The sequence below is a fragment of the Paenibacillus sp. P32E genome (assembly GCF_001909085.1).
In the GTDB taxonomy this organism is placed as follows: Bacteria; Bacillota; Bacilli; order Paenibacillales; family Paenibacillaceae; genus Paenibacillus_AQ; species Paenibacillus_AQ helianthi.
Genome location: NZ_LVYY01000011.1, coordinates 65,516 through 86,160, shown reverse-complemented (window position 1 = coordinate 86,160; position 20,645 = coordinate 65,516). Strand labels below are relative to the sequence as shown.

General features: G+C 49.4%; 12 protein-coding genes and 1 pseudogene. 2 read left to right on the top strand and 11 right to left on the bottom strand.

The window, feature by feature from the left end:
- Positions 1–28: 28 nt before the first annotated feature.
- The 5 genes from A3848_RS11875 to A3848_RS11855 all read right to left on the bottom strand — a co-directional run bounded on the left by A3848_RS11875 (position 29) and on the right by A3848_RS11855 (position 7,178).
- Positions 29–1,561 carry an ABC transporter substrate-binding protein gene (locus A3848_RS11875; RefSeq protein ID WP_074085148.1) on the bottom strand — a complete coding sequence of 511 codons (1,533 nt, stop codon included), beginning with the start codon at positions 1,559–1,561 and terminating at the stop codon, positions 29–31.
- A gap of 70 nt (positions 1,562–1,631) precedes the next feature.
- Positions 1,632–2,585, bottom strand: coding sequence for a carbohydrate ABC transporter permease (locus A3848_RS11870; RefSeq protein ID WP_074085147.1), 954 nt, complete (start codon positions 2,583–2,585; stop codon positions 1,632–1,634).
- A gap of 23 nt (positions 2,586–2,608) precedes the next feature.
- Complete coding sequence (locus tag A3848_RS11865) at positions 2,609–3,538, bottom strand: ABC transporter permease (RefSeq protein WP_074085146.1); 930 nt, start codon at positions 3,536–3,538, stop codon at positions 2,609–2,611.
- Positions 3,539–3,790: 252 nt separating this feature from the next.
- Positions 3,791–5,347, bottom strand: a complete 1,557-nt coding sequence (locus tag A3848_RS11860) for a response regulator transcription factor (protein WP_074085145.1) — start codon at positions 5,345–5,347, stop codon at positions 3,791–3,793.
- A gap of 4 nt (positions 5,348–5,351) precedes the next feature.
- Positions 5,352–7,178, bottom strand: coding sequence for a sensor histidine kinase (locus A3848_RS11855; protein WP_074085144.1), 1,827 nt, complete (start codon positions 7,176–7,178; stop codon positions 5,352–5,354).
- 229 nt (positions 7,179–7,407) lie between these two features.
- On the opposite strand from A3848_RS11855, the gene A3848_RS11850 reads away from it, so the two are divergent.
- A complete protein-coding gene (locus tag A3848_RS11850; protein ID WP_074085143.1) occupies positions 7,408–10,551 on the top strand; it encodes an alpha-mannosidase in 3,144 nt (1,047 codons plus the stop codon).
- A gap of 108 nt (positions 10,552–10,659) precedes the next feature.
- Here the strand turns inward: A3848_RS11850 and A3848_RS11845 are convergent, their stop codons facing one another.
- From A3848_RS11845 to A3848_RS11820, 6 genes are all read right to left on the bottom strand, one after another.
- Positions 10,660–12,558, bottom strand: a complete 1,899-nt coding sequence (locus A3848_RS11845; RefSeq protein ID WP_074085142.1) for an RICIN domain-containing protein — start codon at positions 12,556–12,558, stop codon at positions 10,660–10,662.
- A 145-nt stretch (positions 12,559–12,703) separates the two neighbouring features.
- The gene (locus tag A3848_RS11840; protein WP_083612093.1) at positions 12,704–14,272 is read right to left on the bottom strand and encodes an extracellular solute-binding protein; all 1,569 of its coding nucleotides are present in this window, start codon (positions 14,270–14,272) and stop codon (positions 12,704–12,706) included.
- A 96-nt stretch (positions 14,273–14,368) separates the two neighbouring features.
- The gene (locus A3848_RS11835) at positions 14,369–15,304 is read right to left on the bottom strand and encodes a carbohydrate ABC transporter permease (RefSeq protein WP_074085141.1); all 936 of its coding nucleotides are present in this window, start codon (positions 15,302–15,304) and stop codon (positions 14,369–14,371) included.
- 15 nt (positions 15,305–15,319) lie between these two features.
- On the bottom strand, positions 15,320–16,240 hold the full coding sequence (locus A3848_RS11830) for an ABC transporter permease (RefSeq protein ID WP_038599402.1): 921 nt from the start codon (positions 16,238–16,240) through the stop codon (positions 15,320–15,322).
- A gap of 224 nt (positions 16,241–16,464) precedes the next feature.
- Positions 16,465–18,765: an AraC family transcriptional regulator gene (locus A3848_RS11825; RefSeq protein WP_074085140.1), complete on the bottom strand. Its 2,301-nt coding sequence runs from the start codon at positions 18,763–18,765 to the stop codon at positions 16,465–16,467.
- 52 nt (positions 18,766–18,817) lie between these two features.
- On the bottom strand, positions 18,818–19,837 hold the full coding sequence (locus tag A3848_RS11820; protein ID WP_074085139.1) for a LacI family DNA-binding transcriptional regulator: 1,020 nt from the start codon (positions 19,835–19,837) through the stop codon (positions 18,818–18,820).
- A gap of 328 nt (positions 19,838–20,165) precedes the next feature.
- Here A3848_RS11820 and A3848_RS31310 point away from each other — a divergent pair.
- Positions 20,166–20,552: pseudogene (locus A3848_RS31310) on the top strand (transposase); the annotation flags it as partial.
- Positions 20,553–20,645 lie beyond the last annotated feature (93 nt).

Here is a 20,645-nt window from a genome sequence, read left to right as displayed (position 1 = left end):
CAATGGATCAATTGATGTGAATGTCAGCCTATTTATGGGCCGCTTTCCACTCGTCATATTGCTTCTGTGCTTCCGCAATGACTTTATCCAGTCCGGCATCCTTCATCTTGGCGATTGCCTTCGGCAGATGTTCATCCGGGTCGACTGCACCTGTCATGATAGGTGGATAAAATTCTTTTACGATCGCCGAGATAGACGCCACTTCTGTCTTCACTGGATCGGGGTTGAAGTTGAAGCCAAAGCTTGGTGCCACCTTGGCGGAATTGTTGAACTCCTTGAACGCTTCCCATTTATCTGCAGGATCTTCCTTGTGGCTGTAGGTCAGGAACAGATTGCCTAGTGCGAATCCCGGCATCTGGTAACCGTCTTTCATAGCCGGCAGATCTTCAATGACGTCTTCAGAGATCTTCTTGTAATGTGTGCCTTCGATACCGTAGTTGATCAGATTGCGCAAATATTTGTCCGAATTGAGCAGGTTCAAGAACATCATCGCACGCTCCGGATTTTTGGAATTCGCCGAGATTGCGTGCATAGAACCGGTAGCGGAGCCTGTGAAGATAACCGGATCCTGCATAGGTGAGGTCACGATGTCATAGCCCGCACTTCTCGACCAGCCCAATTCTGCATAAGGCTGCGTTTGCTCGCGGTCCGCGAACCATTTGCCTGTCTTGATGTTATCAATGCCTTCCAGAGTTGCGACATCTTTGCGCAGATAACCGGCTTGATAGTATTTCCGAATGGTTTTGAGCGAGCTTTTCAGTTCGTCGGATTCAAGGATATTGACGTACTTCCCATCCGTTGAGTTCATATTTATCCCAACCGGGAATTCATCGCCCAGGAGGAAATCGAACGGCATATAAGGCTTGAAGCCTTTCGGTACAGCCAGTGGTGTGATGTCAGCCGGCTCGCCTTCCTTGATTTGTTTCAAATAAGGTTCGAGATCCTCTAGGGTACGGATTTTTGTAATATCCATCTTATACTTATCAACATACTGTTTGTTGAATCGCCATACCCACTGCGAGGCCAACTCCTTGTTGACCGGCACAGCATAATTTTTACCATTCACCTGCGATCCAGTCAGGAAACGCGGGTCGAGCTCTTTTATGATATCCTGACCGTATTTTTCCAGCAAATCATTGATTGGCAAAAACGCACCCCGAGTCGCGTTCGGCAGGTAGTCAAAAGCCCAGGAGGAGGTAAACGCAATATCGTAATTCTCCCCGGAAGCAGTGATTACCGGCAACCGTTTCGAGTAGTCGCCCCAGTCAATCATTGTGATATCAACGGTTGCGTTGATTTTGTCCGTCAAATATTTATTCATTTCCTCTTGAACCATTGGCAGGTCACGCTGTGGACCACCAATCAGGTATACCTTAAGCTTCACCGGGTCCAGCTTATCCCCAGCCTGATCGCCGGATTCCGTTGGACTAGCCGATTGGGTCCCGGACGGGGTGTTCCCATCACTGCTCTCTTTCGTGTTATTGCTGCCACAGCCAGCCAACCCGGAAGCGAGTGCAAACAGAAACACAACCATCAGCAATACCATTTTCTTGGACTTCATATGTCTCCCCCTAATCAATATAAATATCTATTGTTACTGCCCTGGATCAGGCAGATACAACTTATCCAACTTATTCTTTAACCGAACCAATCGTAAGCCCTTGGATAAAATACTTTTGGAAAAAAGGATACGCCAGCGCAATTGGCAGCGTAGCCAGCACAACCATAGCCATACGTACGGTCTCTGTCGGCAAGGTCGCAGCAATATCGTAAGATACTACCTGGCTGCTGTTCTGTACGATGAAGTCCATATTGTTCTGAATCCGGATTAAAAGTGTCTGCAGTGGTATTAAATTGGGATTATCAATATACAGAAGCGCATTGAACCAGTCATTCCAGAAGCCAAGTGTACTGAAAAGCCCGATAGTCGCAATACCCGGCAGCGAGATTGGCAGCACAATACGTGTGTAAATGCCGAATTCGGTTGCTCCGTCGATCTTGGCCGATTCGATAATCGCATCCGGTACAGTCGTCGTAAAAAAGGTACGCATGACGATAATATAGAATGCGTTCAGAATAGATGGGAAGATCAGCGCCCAAAGGGTATCCCGCAAATGAAGTACTTGCGTAACGACGATATATCCCGGGACCAGCCCCCCGGAGAACAGCATGGTGAAGAAAGCGAGAAAGCTGAAGAACCGGCGCTGGTCAAAGTTCTTGCGTGAAATTGCGTACGCATATGTAGAAACGAGATACAGCGTCAGAACAGTTCCAATCACCGTTACGGCTAAGGTCACACCCAAGGATTGCACCATTTGCTCGCCGGACCGCATCAGAAACCGGTAGGCGTCCAGACTGAGCACCTCGGGCAGAATGCTGAAGCCGTTGAGAGCCAATGTCTTCTCGTCCGTAAACGAAATGACAATGATAAAAATAAACGGGAAGATACAGGATAGGGCGAATAAGCCCACACCCACATTAAATATAAAATTCCATAATGGACTAATCGCATTGATGTCCCTGGTTTTCTTTTTCCCGGGAGCAGAGAGCACTGTTCTCTCTATAGATTTGCTTAAGTCATTCATTGCAGCACCCCCTTGCCGATTTTTTAGAATACGGCATAATCCTTTTCAATTTTGCGTACCGCATAATTCGCGAGCAGAACGAGAATCAGACCAACAACGGATTGATATAGACCCGTAGCCGTACTCATACCTGTATCGCCCATGATCGTCAGTCCCCGATACACGAATGTGTCAATAACGTTAGTGACCGGATACAGTGCGCCGGAATCCCGCGGAACCTGGTAGAACAACCCGAAATCCGACCGGAAGATGCCGCCGAGTGCCAGAACTGTCAAAATGATCATAAGCGGCTTCAGCATCGGCAGTGTAATAAACCGGATCTGATTCCATTTGGTAGCACCGTCGATCATTGCCGCCTCATAATAAGAGCGGTCGATGCCAGCGATTGCTGCAAGATAGACGACGCTCCCGTATCCGGCATTTTTCCAGAGACCCAGAAAGATAAGAAAATACGGCCAAAATTTCGTCTCACTATACCAGCTGACCGGGTCTTCGCCAAAGAAGACAAGGAGCTGGTTGAACACGCCCTTTTCTACATTGAGGAACGAGAACACAAAATAGCTAATAATAACCCATGAGAGGAAATACGGCATAAACATCGCGGTTTGGTAAAATTTCGCCAGCCGTTTGTTTAACAGCTCATTCATAATGATGGCAAGCGTAACCGCGAGCACCAGTCCAAGCATGATCAAACCGACGTTATACAGAATGGTATTGCGCGTTATGATATAAGCATCATCTGTCGAGAACAGGAACTCGAAATTTTTGAAACCGACCCACTCACTTTTTAAAACGCTTTCAAAAAACCCCCCCGGATGAATCCGGAAATCCTTAAAGGCAATAATCGTCCCAAACATCGGCAAATATGCAAAAATAATAAACCACGCTGCTCCCGGTAATACCAGCAGAAGAAACGCCCTATTCTTTATCAGTTTCTTCAAGATGCCTAGCACGGCTGTCCCTCCTTTGATTCACTTGCAGCTGAGTTCATCCACTGTTCATCCCCTATAATCAACAATGGTTAGCTTCAGCTCATTTGGTGTTTTGGATCTTCCCGTTCACCCCTGTCTTTATTATGAAAGCCGGGCAGCCGCCGTGAAAGTTGAAAAATACAATAAAATGATGGATTAATTAAAGATAGCGCCTTCATTTCACAAAAAAACACACCTCTGCAAGGTGTGTTTTGTTAGAAGACAGGTCGCCGCCTATTTTTTCATATACATCGAACGCAGCTCCGTAGGGGAAACGCCGGCATATTTCTTGAACTGCCTGTAAAAGTAAGAAGTATCCCAATAGCCTACCTCCGCCGCCACTTCCGCCGTCTTTTTGTCCGAGTACAGCAGCAGATGGGTGGCACGTTCAATCCGGTACTGATTGACATAATCGGAAAAGCTCGTACCCGCCTCCTGTTGAAACAACTGCCCCAGATAGTTGGGATGAAGGTCCAATTTCTGGCTGAGCGTCTTCAGCGAAAGCTCCTCTTTGTAGGTGTTTTTTACGAAATCCAGTACAGCCATCACATGGGGGCTATAGTCTCTTTCTGCCGCATGGTAAGTATCAAGTGTTTGATGGACCACACTTTTCACCAGTTGCTTCAGCCCGCTGCGAGTATGAATTCTGGATAAGGGACCGAAAACCCCGCCGTAGTCCGGTGTCTTTTCCAAAGTCTTGGCCGCCAGCATAAGCTGAATTGCGGAGTTGAAGAACGGCATTCTTGCGGAGTGCCCGGCCTCTGCCTGAACATCAAAGAAGTCGTCGATGAACCCGTCAACCTCAAGACGCTGCCCGTCCCGGAGCAACTTATGGAATTGATCCATAGCGGGCTCCCTATTTTCATACGTATGAGCAGCTTCATTTCTGTCGTCCAATGACTCTAAGAGAGTCTCTGAGTCGCCTAACAAATGATTCTGAAACCACAGCTTCACTTGTCTGCAGCTTTGCGGAAATCCCAGATAGGATTGCTCGGACTGTCCCTTCACCCCCCATACACAGGCTCCTGTATCAGAGACGATCCACTGCTTCATCCCGTAAAGCGCATGATATTTCCATTCTTCTCCTTCCCTCCCGGTTGAAGCGAACAGCACAATGATATCTCCTTCCTGATCAGGGAAACAGATGATCTCACAGCCGTCCGGTACATATTTCCCGCCTATGATTTCACATTGCTCAGCGATAATGGGTCTGTACAACTGCGGTTCCTCCATATCGTGACCGGTTACAATCCGCAGCGCAGCAGCACTGTAACGTGACTTGGTCAAGGGGATGTCCAGCAGCTGTGCGCGCTCCCGGAACTCTTGGGCATTAATGGTTTCGTTCGCCCACCGTTGCAATATATTGGTTCTCAGAATCCTCCAGCTCTGATCCATATGGATTTGTCTGACTTCCTCCCGCTCCCAATCGTGCTGCATATGCTTAATCGTCGCTTCTAATTCGCCGATATTGACCGGCTTGAGCAAATAGTTCTCGACACCCAGCGTGATGCCTTCCCGTACGTAGTTGAATTCCTCGTAACCACTCAGAATGATGAACTTAGTGAGGGGACTGCGTACTTTGACTTCCCGGATCAGCTCAAGTCCTGTCATCCGGGGCATCATGATGTCCGTGATAATTAAATCTACGGATAAGCCGTCCAGCGTTGCTAGCGCTTCCACGCCATTTCGCGCTGTACCTGCAATTTGCATTTGATTCGCATTCCAATCGATGATGGACTGCATTCCTTCGACAATGAGTGGCTCATCATCCACCAGCAATACGTTCCTCATTCAGTTAGTCCTCCCTTGTGAATGGTATTTCGATGATGACTTCACAACCTTTACCCTGCTCGCTGATCACACTTATTCCGTACTCGCTGCCATAATTCAAACGGATACGTTCATGTACATTTTTTAGACCCAGAGAATCACTGGATAGCAAAGGTGCTCCCCCCTCACTTTGCAGTGCCTTGTGCAGCTCGGTCATTTTCTCAGGCGCAATGCCCTTGCCGTTATCCTTCACACGAATAATGATGTGTCTCCCCTGTTCTGCAGCCGTTATGGAAATCCGGTTATCGTCGTCATCCGCCTGAAAGCCGTGAACGATGTAATTTTCGATAATCGGCTGTATCAGCAATTTCACTACGATGCTGCCGGCGACCGCCATCTCGATGTTCGTTTCCACCTGCAGCTTATTCTCGTACCGGTATTGGATTAAGGCCAAATACATCCCGCACAGTTCGATTTCTTCGGCCAATGTGACATGGGTCTGTTTTTTGACCAAATGCCTGAACATTGTGGCGAGAATATATATCATTTGACCGACATCCCTGGCCCCTGAACTGATGGCCTTCATGCGTATACTCTCGAGCGTATTGTACAGGAAATGCGGATTAATCTGCGCCTGCAAAGCCACGAGCTGTGCATTCTTCTGCTTGATCTCAGAGATGTAGACGGTCTGGATATAGGACTCCAGCCGGTCACACATATGGTTAAAGCTTTGCGAGATCTGCTGCAGTTCGTCCTCCCCTTCCATTTTGATCCGCTTGCTCAAATCACCCTCCTGCCAGCGCCGCATGTAGACGATAATTCTGTGGATTTTTTTGGAATAGCGGCGGATAACGGTGAACGTCACGGAGATGCTGATCATGATGCATAAGATCACAATCCCTGTAAGACTAAAACGTAAGGTTTGAAGACTCTGTACGATTTGAGACTGCGGAATAATGGCAGCAGCGACCATCCCTGTGTTCCCGATATTCAGCAATTGTACTTTTGAACGTTCCTCCAGATTCACCCAATCTCCAGGCTTCGTTATCTGCTTCCAGTAGGGATAGACAGTATTATCGTATCGCCCCTGCGAGTCAAAAATCACTTGCCCCTGCGACGTGATCAGCATGATACGGCTGCTCGTATTTTTCAACTTTTCCTGCAGCAGCCCTTTAATACGGTCGGTGTTGAGTTCGAACAGAATGGCACCGTATTCTTTCAGCGTCACAGGATCTTTGAGCACATTCACGTAACTGTAAGGTGTTGATTCCCCGATGGCTTTTCCCTTGAATAGCGGCTCGTTGCCCATATACTGCCAAGGCTGATTCCTGAACCGTTCGTACCAGTACTGGTGCTCAGAGGATAACGGCGGTTGATCGTAAAAATGCTGTGTTTCCCGGTTCAGAACGTAAAAAAAGTCCTGATCTGAGCTGTACAGGACAATGTTCGAGATGGATGCCTCCTCCTTCAGCAGCTGTCGTAAATGATAGTCAAAGCTGTTACGTTCTGTCCTGTAGCTGTTTGCATATTGATTCAGACGCCACTTGAGGAAGTTCTCATATTCATGAGTCAAAAAATACTTCAGATCGTCTCCAATCATCGCATCCGTATAAATCTGCTGCACCGCACCATACATCCGTTCGTTCTGCTGATTCAGACTGATGCTGATGATGTCCAGTTCCTGAAGACTCGCATCCATCTGCTCCCGTACGAGCCGCTGCTCGTAATAGCGGTAAGCCAGGATAGAGACACTTATAAACAAGAGAACCATGACCATGGAGTAGAACAGGAGGATCTTGTTAAACATTTTTTTCTTCAGATGATTTTGATAAAAAATCCGTATCTTGGACATTCGCGCCTGACCGCCTCCTTCGGAGCCAATTTTCAACTCAGTGTATCACCGTTCGTTAAATTTAGGCAATAAAGAGAACATGCAGTGCCTTCCACTCAACTTTCAATTGTCAAAAGGAAAGGAAACCGCTATAATGAGCGCATTCCCCTAAGTTATTCACTTTTACCCCATTTGGATCTATCCCTATAAACTATTCACCCTCCGATTATATGAATTGGAGGTCCACACGATGTTCCTTACCGAAAACAAGCTGCAGGCACGTATTCATGAATTATCCGCACTCCGTTACCGGGACCGGAAGACGCTGAGCGTATTTCTTGCTTGCGAAGACCACCGGGAAGATATTAATCCTACGGTGCCAGGTGCCGAAGCCCATTGGCAGACAATGCATATTAACGAGACCTGGAGTGGCCGGGATCTCTATTTGTGGCTACATACTCATGCTGAAATCCCTTTATCATGGGAACATAAGCGCATCGTCGGGTTGTTTGATTTTGGCGATACCGGGGGTGGAAACAACTCCGGATTTGAATCCCTTTTCTATTGGGAAGGCAAACCATTTCAAGGCGTCGATTCCAATCACAAGGAAGTGTTTCTTCCGGCTTCGGCGGCAGGCCACTCTGCTGAGCTGGTCTTCCGTTTATGGTCGGGTCTTGAAGGAGGCGGACAACCGCGCAATCAGACCCATACCCTCAAACAGGCGGAGTTATGTTGGCTGGATGAGAAAATAGATGATCTTGTGTTCACCGGGACGGCCATTCTCGAAACCGTAAAAATCCTGGACCCCAATGCGCCGGAGCGGACCAAGCTGCTGCAAGTGCTCCAGCAATCCTTCCGTATGATCGACTGGGCAGACCCTGAATCAGAGGCGTTTTTCATCTCTGTCTACGAAGCCAGAGACCATCTTACCGCCTGCCTGGAAGCTATGGACAAACTATCCGATGTAAGCATCACCTGTATTGGCCATACCCATATAGACGTTGCCTGGTTGTGGCGGCTTAAGCATACGCGAGAGAAATGTGCACGGTCCTTCTCTACGGTGATGCGGCTGATGGAAATGTTCCCGGAGTATGTTTTTTTGCAGACACAGCCTCAGCTATATGAATATGTGAAAGAAGATTACCCGGAGCTCTATGAATCCATTAAAGAGCGCATTGCGGAAGGACGCTGGGAAGCTGGTGGCGGCATGTGGCTTGAAGCGGACTGCAATCTGACCTCTGGCGAATCGCTAGTTCGGCAATTGCTGATCGGTACACGTTTCCTTAAGGAGGAGTTCGGTTCCGAATGCAGATACTTATGGTTGCCGGACGTGTTCGGTTACAGCTGGTCCCTGCCGCAAATTTTGAAAAAATCGGGCATTCATACCTTCATGACCACGAAAATCAGCTGGAACCAGTATAACCGGATGCCTTTCGATACGTTCCATTGGCGCGGCATTGACGGCTCGGAGGTATTGACCCATTTCATCACAACACCTGAACCGTGGTCGGAGCCAGGGTCATGGTTCTACACCTATAACGGGAAAATCATCCCCAAGACGGTCAAAGGAATATGGGATGCCTACCGCGACAAGGAGATGAATCAGGAACTGCTGCTGTCCTATGGCTATGGTGACGGCGGTGGCGGCGTGAACCGTGAAATGCTCGAGATGCGGCGGCGCCTGGATCAGTTGCCCGGGCTCCCAAAGGTAACTACCGGACGTGCGGATGCCTATTTCGACAAGCTGCAGCAGACGGTGGCGGATACCGATTCATACATTCATACCTGGGACGGCGAATTGTATCTGGAGTATCACCGCGGAACGTATACCAGCCAAGCTTATAACAAACAGATGAACCGTAAGCTCGAACTAGCCTATCGTGAAGCCGAGTGGCTGAACGCTCTGCAAAGCATTTTGCAGGAAGACTGGAATCTGTACCAAGCCAAACCGCTGACTTCAGGCTGGAAAATCATTCTGCGCAATCAGTTCCATGACATCATTCCCGGCTCTTCCATCCAAGAGGTGTACGAAGACAGCAGAGTCGAATACGGAGAAGCGTGGCAGATCGGCAGTCAGATCGACACACAAGCCCGGGCTGCGATCGCAACAGGGATAACAGCAGGAAGCTTTTCGGTGTGGAATTCCTCACCATGGAGTATCACAGAGCTTGTGGCTATTCCCGCTTCTACGGAGATAAAACAAGGATACTGGTTAAGCGATGCAGGGATACGCTTGAATGCCCAGATGGATACAGGCATTTGGTATATTGAAGTGAAAGATATACCTTCGCTCGGGTATACAACGATTCATTTCCAAAGCGATGCCGAATCCGTCCATTCCGGGCTGGCACCATTCAGCCATACAGAACGTGGAATTGAAACCCCTTTTTATCAATTGGCGTGGAACGAAGCCGGGCAGTTAACCCGCATTTACGATAAAGCAGCACGGCGGGAAGTACTGGCTAAAGGAGCTAACGGTAATCTGTTGCAGGTGTTTGAGGATAAGCCTCTGGCACATGAAGCTTGGGATATTGATATCTTCTATCAGGAAAAAATGACTGAGATTCGAGATTGTTCGTCAATCGAAGTCATTGAGACCGGTTCGCTTCGGGCCGTCATCCGGTTCCATTGGCAGTACCGGAATTCCACAATTACGCAGAACCTGATTGTCTATGCCGCGAACCGGCGTATTGATTATGTGACCGAAGTCGATTGGCACGAGAAGCAGCAATTGCTGAAGGCAGCTTTTCCGGTTGGCATCCGGTCTACAGAGGCAACCTATGACATTCAGTTCGGCAACGTGAAACGGCCGACTCATTGGAATACGAGCTGGGATTGGGCGCGCTTCGAATCGGTCGGGCATCAATGGGCTGATCTGTCTGACAAAGGGTATGGTGTCAGCCTGTTGAACGACTCCAAGTACGGTTATGATATTAAAAACAATGTCCTGCGGCTGTCGCTGATCAAAAGCGCTACACATCCTGATCCGCATGCGGATCAGGGGCTGCACCGCTTCACCTATGCCCTTCTACCGCATCAGGGGGATTGGCTGGCCGGACAGACCGTCAAGCAAGCCTGGTTCCTGAATGCCCCAATTCGCTATACGAAGGGGCATGCAGAACAGCCAAGCCGCTCCATGTTCGCCTTGTCGGGCGATACTGCTATGATCTCGGCAGTCAAAAAAGCAGAGGATTCAGACTGCATCATCGTGCGTATTCACGATTACTCCGGAAGCTCCAACACGCTGGAGCTGACGAGCGGTCTGCAGATTCATGGATGGCGAGAAACGAACCTGATGGAACAATCAGCTGGCGAAATGCATAACGATGCTGGTATCTGCTTTGTCCTTGAACCTTATGAGATTAAGACTTTTGAAATCGACTTGCGGCGTTAACTGTCAAGCCTGTAACGAACTTTCACCGCCAGGTTATCGCCCGTGCAGGGCGCACCACACGCCAAAAAGCCCGCGTTTGTGCGGGCTTTTTGGCGTACAAATCAAACCTTACGGTGCTACAAAGAAGAATAGCTGATTGTCCGCTCCGAAATAGGACCACTGCTGGATTTTGGTACCGTTCATGGTTGAAGAGCTTGGAATATCCAGCACTTTGCCGCTTTGTCTGTTCACAACCTTATAATAGCCGCCGCCAACTGCTTCAAGCTTCCACTGCTGATTATATCCTCCTGTACCCGTAAGCGCCCACTGCTGAACGCCCGCACGATCCGCGGTGGAGCCATCTATCACATCCAGGCCTTTACCGCTGGCTGTGTTAACGATGTTGACATACCCGCTTCCTGCATCGCTGATCGTCCACCGCTGGTTATTTCCGCCTGCATATTCCCATTGCTGGACAAGCGCGCCATTCTCCGTAGAACCATCAGTCACATCCAGGGCCATTTCGCTTGCTTTGCTCAAAATCTTATAGGTGCCGCCGGTCACCGGGGCCGAGTTGGACCACCATTTGAATGTGATCGCACCACCGGCAGGAACCGTGTACGTGAATGACTGGGAATTCCACTGAATCTTGACGGTTTTAGTGCTGGAGAGCCGGTTGGACAACACAAGCGCAATGGAGCCGTCCGGATTTTTATAGGCTACGTCCTCCATGCTGTTCTCAAACGTATTCGAATCAATACGGGACGCATTCAGGTCGACAAATTTACTGCTGTGCCCCAAACCGTAAAATTGCGGATTGTAGGTTACTGAGTCCGTAGTGTCAGAGCGGATGGTCAGCAGGCCGCGGTTGGCCGTATCAATTCCGGCGAGCGCAGGGCCGCCATTCTGATCCAGCGCGACATTCCACATGATATAGGACTTTGCCCAGTTTCTGGGGAAGCGGATCATATGCATCATCAGATCCTGGAACATTCCTGCGTTCGTCCCGCCGCCAATCCACGTTCCGCTGCCGCCTTCCGTGAACCAGATCCGTTTGGTCGGAAACAGGTTATGCAGCGTGGTCAGGTTGGGATGGCTGAGGGCTGAATAATAATGAAAAGCACTGCCCTGCGTATAGACAGATGCGTCAGATTCCAGCACTGACTTGGCATAGCTAATATCGTCATAGTTATGGTCATAAGCCATAATTTGAGTGTTAAGTCCGTTCTGTGCAAGCTTCGGTCCCAGCACTTTGATCAGATTGCTTTGTTCACCGGCAGACATTAGAAGTCCGGGATAGTGTGGGGCATTTTTCGGTTCATTCTGCAGGGAGAGGGCATAGATAGGCGTTCCAAGTGCGGCATACTGCTGCAGATATTTCACCAGATAATTGGCATAGGCATCATAGCATTCCTCACGCAAGGTGCCGCCCATATCACCGTAGAGGCTTTTTGGTGTCTTCTTCATCCAGGCGGGAGGACTCCATGGGGCGGCGAACAGCTTGATGCGGCCCGGATTAATGTTATAGGCCTGATTAAGCATAGGGCGGATATAGGCTTCATCCCTCCAGAGGGAGAAAGCGCTCAGGTTCATATCATCACTATTCCCGTACGTATCATCATAAGTCCACATTTCCCAGTTGAAGTCAGTAGCGCCGATCGGCTGGCGGAGGGCGCTGATGTTGATTCCGCCAGCGCTGAACAGCTGGTTCATGACCTCGGTTCTTTTGGCTGCAGACAGTTTATTTTGCAGCAGCCAGCTGGATGAATCTGTGAGTGAAGCTCCGAAACCGTCCATCGTCTGATACGTTCTTCCCTCATTGACACCAATCGAATAGTCGGCACCTGCGCTGGATGCAGAGAAGCTGACATCCGATTGTCTTGCCAACCAAGTATTTGTATTGGGATTGGACAACCATACCTGTACGTTTTCACCTGCAGCCTGCGCCTGCTGCGGTGAGGACACCGCCCCCATGGGCACGGAAATAGCCAGAACAACTGCCAGAGTCAGCATTTTTTTGATTGCCATAACAGTTCACTCTCCCTGAATAATATGAACTTCTCAAAATGCCCTTATAGTGCTAACAGTTTGGATGACTTGACCCTTTCTTCTCTGATTATGAACGGAACAGCGGCGAAATTGCCTCCGCCGCTGTTCCTCATCATTCCAAGTTTTATTTAATTCCTTTTTCGTCAAAATACTGATACGATTGTTCCTTCACATAAGCCAAGAGTTTATCGATCCCGGCTTTTTTCAGCTTGTCGCGGTAGGTCTTGAGTGCAGCATCCACATCAGGTATCAGTCCGAGCATCAGCGGTTTGCCGTATTGCTCAAACACCTGGTTAACTGCTGCAAGCTCGGTTTTGACCGGATCATAATCCATATAAATAGGTCCGAAAATATCCGGCTTGCTGATTGGCTTGAATTCTTCCTTCAGCTTATCGAGACCGTCCCAGCCTCCTTCTTCTTTCAGCATGTTGGGCTCATAGCGCCAGCCCCAGCTTGCGATATCGAAACGAGGCGTCACATTAAGATCGACACCCGGTGCCGGAATGACAATCGATTTGGGATCTTTGCCCTTGGCCCAGTGCTTGCCTTCGATCCCGTAGGTCATCAGATCAAAGTAAGCAGGGTCGTTGCGAAGCTTGTCGAGCACCATCAGCGAGCGTTCCGGATTCTCCGAGCTCTTCGGAATAGCCATCGCGTTCGAGCTTGGCAGTGTCGGCATTACATAATTGTGGAACCGGGTGAATGGGAAGTAGCCGATATCCATATTCAGTTTTTTGGCCTTCACCTCATTAATAAAGCCTCCGGCACTGGACGGGTTGCGCCAGTAGATCGCACCTTGTCCGGTCTTGATGAAATCGCCGGCTTCCTGCTTCGAGGACAGCGAGTTTTTGTTCCAGTAGCCCTTGTCTGCCCACTCCTTCATCTTCTTGACCCAGGCTTCGTACTTGTCGGTAAACGGTACGATTTGAATGTCACGCGGAGTATCGTAAGAAGTGGCTCCGATCAGCTCGGTTCCGCCAATCATCTGGAAATCATTCCAGGATTTGAACAGGACGTTCACGTTATCATAGACCAAGCCATTGATCGGGGTAACATGCTTCTTCGTCTTCACGGCATCCATGTAAGCCTCAATCGAATTCAGGTCGCTGAACTCCGGCAGACCCAATTCCTTGCGCCAGTCCTCCCGGTAGACGTAGCCGGATGGCGTATATTCCGGATTCGTATTCGGCACTGCGTAAATACCGCCGCCGACCGTGACGGAGCCCCAGTCATCCTTCGGCACATTGCCCCAGGTTACCGGCGCATATTCAGGGAGCAGCTTCGTCAGATCCAGGAACGCTCCCTGCTTGGACAACTTGTAGAAATCTGCCCAGCTTGATGCGAAGATCATGTCAATCTTCTCACCCGAGGTTAGCAGCAGATTATATTTAGTCTGCCAGTCGTTCCAGGTAGTAAACTTGAGATCGACCGTAGTGTTCAGATCCTTTTCCAGCATCTTGTTCCATTTGGCCATCACCTCGTCCATATCCTTATGCGTATCGCCGACCAGATACCAGGTCAGTTTTACCTTTTTTGCTGTAGCCTCACTTGCCGATGGGCTGGCATTGCTTCCAGACGGATCCGGATTGTTCTTTCCCGCCGCATTGTCATTCGATCCGCCACAGCCTGCCAGCAGCGATGCCAGCATGGAGAGCGAGACGAGCAGCGTCCATCTTTTTTTGATTTTTCCCAACTTGATTCCTCCTCAATTAATGTTCTAGATGCTTCGAGCCTGTCTGACCTGCCCTTTACTGCTTAAAAAAATACTATGTTAGCCGGCAAGCCGGTTCTAACCTTTGACCGCTCCAACCGTAAGCCCTTTCACGAAGTAGCGCTGAACGAAAGGATACAGCAGGATAATTGGCCCTGTCGCCACTACAGCAACGGCCATTTTGAGTGTTTCTGTCGGCGGCACGACATTAGCGGCCAGGTAGGCCCCGTTATTCGACCGCAGCACCGCTGCGCTGGACAGGATTTTATAGAGCAGGAATTGTAGCGGATATTTACTATCCGTTGTAATGAACATATTGGCATTGAACCAATCGTTCCAGTAGCCGAGTGCTAGAAACAGCCCGATTGTGGCCAGTCCCGGCGTCGACAGCGGCAAAATCAGCCTCTGGTAGATTTTGAAGTCACCGGCGCCATCAATTTTGGCGGACTCTACAATGGATTCAGGGATCGACTTCATGAAGCTGCGCATCAGGATAATGTTCCAGGCACTCAGCAGCGGAGGCAGAATTAGCGCCCAATAGCTGTCTTTGAGCCCCAGATTTTTGGTCATGAGAATATACCAGGGAATCAGGCCGCCGCTGAACAGCGTTGTGAAGTAAATAAAGAACGAAATACTGTTGCGCATCGCGAAATCCTTGCGGGAAAGGACATACCCTGCCATCGAGGTCAGGAAAATGCCCAGCAGCGAACCGGCGATGGTCACACCGATTGTTACACCATAAGCCCGGTATATTTGCGCCGGCGTACTGAATAAGGACTTGTACGCCTCGAACGAGACCGTGTCCGGGAACAATTGAAAGCCTTTTGAGATAATCTCCATCTCATCGGTAAAAGAACCGGCGACGATTAGCCAGAAGGGGATGAGACAGATCAGGGAAACGAGTGTTAACAGCATGTAGCCGATGATATTAAAAAAGATGGTCTCCTTGTCCTGCTTGATCCGGCTGCCTTTGGAGGCATCCGCCTTGGCTAGTTGTTTGACTTGGGTACTCATGCGTATACCTCCTTTCTAAAACAAAGAGTAGTCCTTGTTCGTCTTACGGATGATGTAATTGACAATCATAATTAAAGCGAAGCCGAAGAATGATTGATACAGGCCGGCTGCCGTACCCATACCGATGTCAAAATTGACTGTCAGGGAACGGAACACAAACGTATCGATAATATCTGTGGCATCGTAGAGCATACCATTGCTGCCGATAATCTGATAGAACAGGTCGAATTGCCCCTTCATAATGCCGCCTAGACTGAACAGAATCAGCAGAATGAATGTAGGCTTCAGCAACGGCAGCGTAATATTGCGGATTTGCTGAAAGATAGTCGCCCCGTCGATTTTCGCTGCTTCGTAATATTCATCGCTGATCGCCATAATGGCTGCCAAATAAATGACAGTACCATAGCCAAGTCCTTTCCAGACACTAAAGAACACAATAATGAACTTCCATGGTGCCGTATGCAGGTAGAAATCATAGGAATGAAGTCCAAGCTGCTTAAGTACACTGTTGACTACCCCAAGATCTGAGAACAGGTTATAGACGAACGCGCCTACCAGCACCCAGGACAGAAAATAGGGAAGAAACATCAGCGACTGGGCTGTCTTCTTAAACAGCTTGCCGGACAGCTGAGCAAGGAATACGGCACAAATAATCTGCATGATATTACCCAGTAAAATGAACGCCAGATTATACAGCACGGTATTCTTGGTCAGATTCCACAACACTCCAGTATTAAATAAGAACTTAAAATTCTCCATCCCGACAAATTGGCTTCCAAACAGCCCTCCGTCAAAATCAAACTTCGTAAAGGCGTAATACACGCCTATCATCGGGATGTAACTAAACACAATGAAAAACACAATGGTTGGTGCAATCATTAGCAGAAGCGTCTTGCTCTGACGCAGCTCCCGGATGATCCCGCCCTTTCCGGACATCGAATCGGCCTCCTTCTCCTTCTGTTTGTATGTTCCGCCGGTACTCCCGGCTACAAACTCTATACTAGGATAGAGACTATTTCCGGGCAACTTACCATATGCGATATGACTCACTTTCCGCTTAAAAAGCAGACTAATTTTTTCCGAACTGACTGCTTAATTGCTACTTCTATCCGTTAAAAAAGGCGTTCCTATGCGGTTTTCCCGCCACGGAACGCCTCCGTCTATTCAGCAGCAATGCCTGACTCTACACCATCCTCATCCGTTCGGTCCCGGCCCGTTCTGCGGTATTCCGCAGGCGTTACACCGTTATACTTCTTGAACGCTTTAAAAAAGTACGGGCTGTTCGAGAAGCCGGCGCGTTCTGCGATTTCTCCGACAGGGGCATCCGTATGCAGGAGCAGCTCGCGCACTCTGCTCATCCGCACCTCCTGGATATAACCGAGTATCGTCTGCAGCGTATGCTGTTTGAACACGCGCCCGAGATAGGTGGCGGACATGCCGAGCTCGTCTGCCAGCATGTCCAGAGACAGATTCGGATCGGCATACCGTTCATCGAGAATTTTTTTGATCCGGCACGGCAATTCATCATGCCGGCTCTTTTTCCGTTCATTCATCTGATTCTCCAGCTGATCAAACAGGGACATACAACGTTCAATGAACTGCCCCATCGTCTCTGCCCGGGAATGAGGCATATACAGGTGCAGGTTAATGAACTCCCAGTCCTCGTTCGACGGAGAATGCTGCCGGATAATCCGCAGTGCGTTCTGCAGCGCAAAGGTCAGGTGTGAAACGGCAAACTGGTAGGATATATAGGTATAATCAGCCGTATCTATAATGATCTCACGGAACAGCTGCCTTACATCAGCTATCCGCCCCAGCATCAGCTCATCAATCATCTGCTTTTCTTTCTGCAGCGGATATTCATAACGTTTGGTCTTGTTCTGTTCCACTTCTTCGGCTTCGATATGGCTGCCGGCTCCGCTGAATACCCAGCTGTATGAGGCTTCCACTGCTTGCTGATACAAGGCATGCACCGCTTCGATCCCCGGACCGCTTAGGCTTGAGGATACAGTGACCGATAGCTTTAAATATTCGCTGACCGCAGTTTGAATCCAAGCGGCATAATCTCTGCACCGCTCCCGGTCACCTTCGGCTTCGCCGGACATCTGAAGCAGCACCGCCGCCTGTTCATCCCCGATATCCGCCGCAGCGGCTGGAATGCCAGCGGCGGCGAAGAGCTCCTGGGCAATGTTGAGCACTCCGTAGAGCAGCAGCTTGCGGTCCTCCGCTTTGTACCGGTTCACGAACAGGAGGTGATCGTCCACCAAAATCAGCAGGACACGGACCGGCTGTGCAGGATCCAGCGGAATGCCGTACCGTTCAAACCGCGCGGCTGCATGCCCGGCGTTCATCTGTGTATACCCGTTCAACAGGCTGCGGAGATATTCCGAGCGCATCGCCTGGACGCTCTCCCGCTGTTCTGTTTCCAGCTTACCCAGCCGGGAGAGCTTATGGTTCAGCCCGCTGAAGATCCGCTGGGACAGCAGTGAGGAGATTGCGAGTCCGGCGAACAGGATAGCCCCCGCAACGATCAGCGTTTTGATCCGCATACTATCGATATTCCGGCTGATCACTGAATAAGGCACAATGCGGATATATCTCCAGCCCAGATAGTCCGGACTGCTGTAGGTGACTAGACTTTTGACATGATCCACCTCAGCGGCAAAATACCCGGAATCGTCCGGTCCGCGCAAGATCCGGTCAATATACGGCGTTCCCTTAAGGTTGGTCAGCATCGGTGTCTTCCAGCTGTTTGTAACAAGCGTGCCGTTCTCGTCGATCAGAAAGGTATTCGTCGGATCATTCGTCAGCGAACCGTCGATATGTTTTTGCAGCTGCGTCTCCTTGATGTTGACGACAACCGCATTCTTCCGCGGCTTCTTGCTGAGCGTGTCATATAGCAAAAATGTATACGTATCCCTTTCCCGCTCCGCGATATTTCCAACGAGCCCGTCGATCTTCAGCTTACGGGGAATCGGCATCAGTGTTTTGTAATCATTCACATGCTGGAGCATGCTGCTCAGTTCCTGGTCGTAAAATTCCGCCTCGCTGAACACCGAGGGCACGCTCATATCCGAAGTGATATAGAAGGTGCGTGACTCGGCATTATAAACATAGATGGAATCGATAAACGGCGAGGTTTCACGGTAATTGGTTAACTGGCGGATGGAACTATCGATGTCCTGAGCGCTGAGGTCGGGAAAATTAAGCAGATTGGCGATATTCTGGTCGCTATGAATCTGCTTGGCGAACGTGGCGGCGGTCACAGCCATCACGGAGGCTTCCTGAGTCGTCTGCGCCAGATTGTCCATCGTCTGATCGTAGGACTGGCTGAGCGCGATTTTCTCAAAATTCATATACAGAATGATGGACAGTATGGAAATAGTCAGAAATATCGTAACTACCATTACAGAAAAAAACTTCCCGAAGTAGCGATCTACTTTTCTGTGCGGCATTTTCATGTATGATCCCCCCTCAAAAGATAGTGTTGTTCTTAGCCGCGTGAGTAGGCATTCATATCGAATCAGCTCCTTTTTGCGAAGAACCTTTGACAATTAGCCTGGAATTGATCACAAAATCCTTTTGACCCGGCTGGAGATCACCGTTGATTTGATCAATAACCTTGTCCGCCAGCAGCCCCCCCAACTCGTACAGCGGCTGTTCAACGGAGCTAATCTTAGGCGAAACATAGTTGGTAATCCGGATATTGTCGACACCCACCACCGCCATGCGGTCTGGAATTGCAATCCCATACTCAGAGCAAGCTTTGTATACTCCGAGTGCCATCTCGTCATTGGCGGCAAATACCGCTGTAAAATCGCTGCTCTCTTCCCATAAACGACGGAAAGCCGCGTATCCTCCATCTTCGGAAAAATCTCCTTTGTCAACTAGAGTTGGCAGAAAAGGTAGTCCCGCTTCAGCCAGCCCCTCCTTGAATCCTTGCAGCCGCTCGATGCTGTCCAGCGCCTCCTCGTAGCCGTTCAGATAAGCAATCCGCCGGTGCCCGTTTGCCACCAGGTGAGTGACCACATCATGGCCGATTTTCCAGTTATCCGTAGTGGAACAAGGAATGTTAAGATGTCCAAGGCGCCGTCCGATAACCCCAATGGCATAGCCTTCACCTGCGAAGGATGCGATCTCCCCGTCGCTCAGCATTGGCGACACCAGGATAATGCCGTCCACAGTCCGGTTCTGAAGCAGCGACAAATACTCCAGTTCCTTCATCTTCTCATTTTGTGAGTTGCAGATGAGGATTTTGTAATTCATTGCGTTTGCCTTTTGTTCTATGCCCTTGATAATCTCGGCATGATAAGATATCCCGATATCGAGTACGACGACGCCGAGCGTCATGGTCTTTCGGGATCGGAGTTGCTTGCCCATGGCGTTCGGTGTGTAATTCAATTCCTGAATGGCCTTCAATACCTTATTTTGCGTTTCCTTGGTTACCAGCGGACTGTCGTTCAATACACGGGATACCGTCGCGGGCGAGACATTGGCAATCCGGGCAACATCGATAATTTTGCTATCCTTCATTTGTTCACATACTTTCAAGGTTTGATAAACCCATTATAACATCAATGAAATCGATTTCAATAACCTTTCGTTCCCTTCTTTCAGCCCTTATCTATACATATGAGATTCGTAAGCTACTTGGGTCGACGCACCGTGAACGGACCGTTGTTCCAATCGCTGTGGTCCCCAGATTTTATGTATTCTCCTTCGCGGTGAAAATCCGGGGATAAAGGCGACCGCTGCCGCTTTTACGCGGGTCGTTCCGTCCTCTCCGCTGTTTAAGCGGGAAATGGAGCTACAATCTTTAAAAAACGCAAAAAAGAAACCATCCTTTGGTAAAATGAAGTACTGGACGTGCCCAGCCGGGAAAATGCTGCATTTCCACTGGGAAAGCAAGGAGACCTTAGAGAGCGGCTATGAAATTCGTAGACGTCATTACCGAAGCAGTTCTTGTGACGGCTGCCCCCTAAAGGAGCGTTTCACGAAAGCGGCAGGAAATCGGGAGGTGGCCATCCGTCTGGAATGGCTACGATACCAGTACCAAGCGCGGGAACAGTTGCGGAGTGAAGCAGGAGCTGTACGTTGAATGACGGAGCCGGAAAGTGTATTTGGACCACTGAAAAATAACCGGAGCTTCCGGCGTTTTCTGCTTCGGGGCATCGGCAAAATGACGCTAGAAGTCGGTTGGCTTTCACTAGCCCACAATCTATTGAAGCGAGAAGCCATGGACCAAAAAATGGAGCAGCGCTCCTCCAATAACAGGAGGAGCGCTGCTCTTATTAACTTTTATGCTTTTAAACTTGATGGTGGCCTGTCACCGCAAAACATT

Coding starts and splice junctions, on each gene's coding strand:
- A3848_RS11855 (WP_074085144.1), bottom strand. CDS start 7,178: ATGTCCAAGATACGGATTTTTTATCAAAATCATCTGAAGAAAAAAATG.
- A3848_RS11850 (WP_074085143.1), top strand. CDS start 7,408: ATGTTCCTTACCGAAAACAAGCTGCAGGCACGTATTCATGAATTATCC.
- A3848_RS11825 (WP_074085140.1), bottom strand. CDS start 18,765: ATGAAAATGCCGCACAGAAAAGTAGATCGCTACTTCGGGAAGTTTTTT.
- A3848_RS11830 (WP_038599402.1), bottom strand. CDS start 16,240: ATGTCCGGAAAGGGCGGGATCATCCGGGAGCTGCGTCAGAGCAAGACG.
- A3848_RS11820 (WP_074085139.1), bottom strand. CDS start 19,837: ATGAAGGATAGCAAAATTATCGATGTTGCCCGGATTGCCAATGTCTCG.
- A3848_RS11875 (WP_074085148.1), bottom strand. CDS start 1,561: ATGAAGTCCAAGAAAATGGTATTGCTGATGGTTGTGTTTCTGTTTGCA.
- A3848_RS11860 (WP_074085145.1), bottom strand. CDS start 5,347: ATGAGGAACGTATTGCTGGTGGATGATGAGCCACTCATTGTCGAAGGA.
- A3848_RS11845 (WP_074085142.1), bottom strand. CDS start 12,558: ATGGCAATCAAAAAAATGCTGACTCTGGCAGTTGTTCTGGCTATTTCC.
- A3848_RS11835 (WP_074085141.1), bottom strand. CDS start 15,304: ATGAGTACCCAAGTCAAACAACTAGCCAAGGCGGATGCCTCCAAAGGC.
- A3848_RS11870 (WP_074085147.1), bottom strand. CDS start 2,585: ATGAATGACTTAAGCAAATCTATAGAGAGAACAGTGCTCTCTGCTCCC.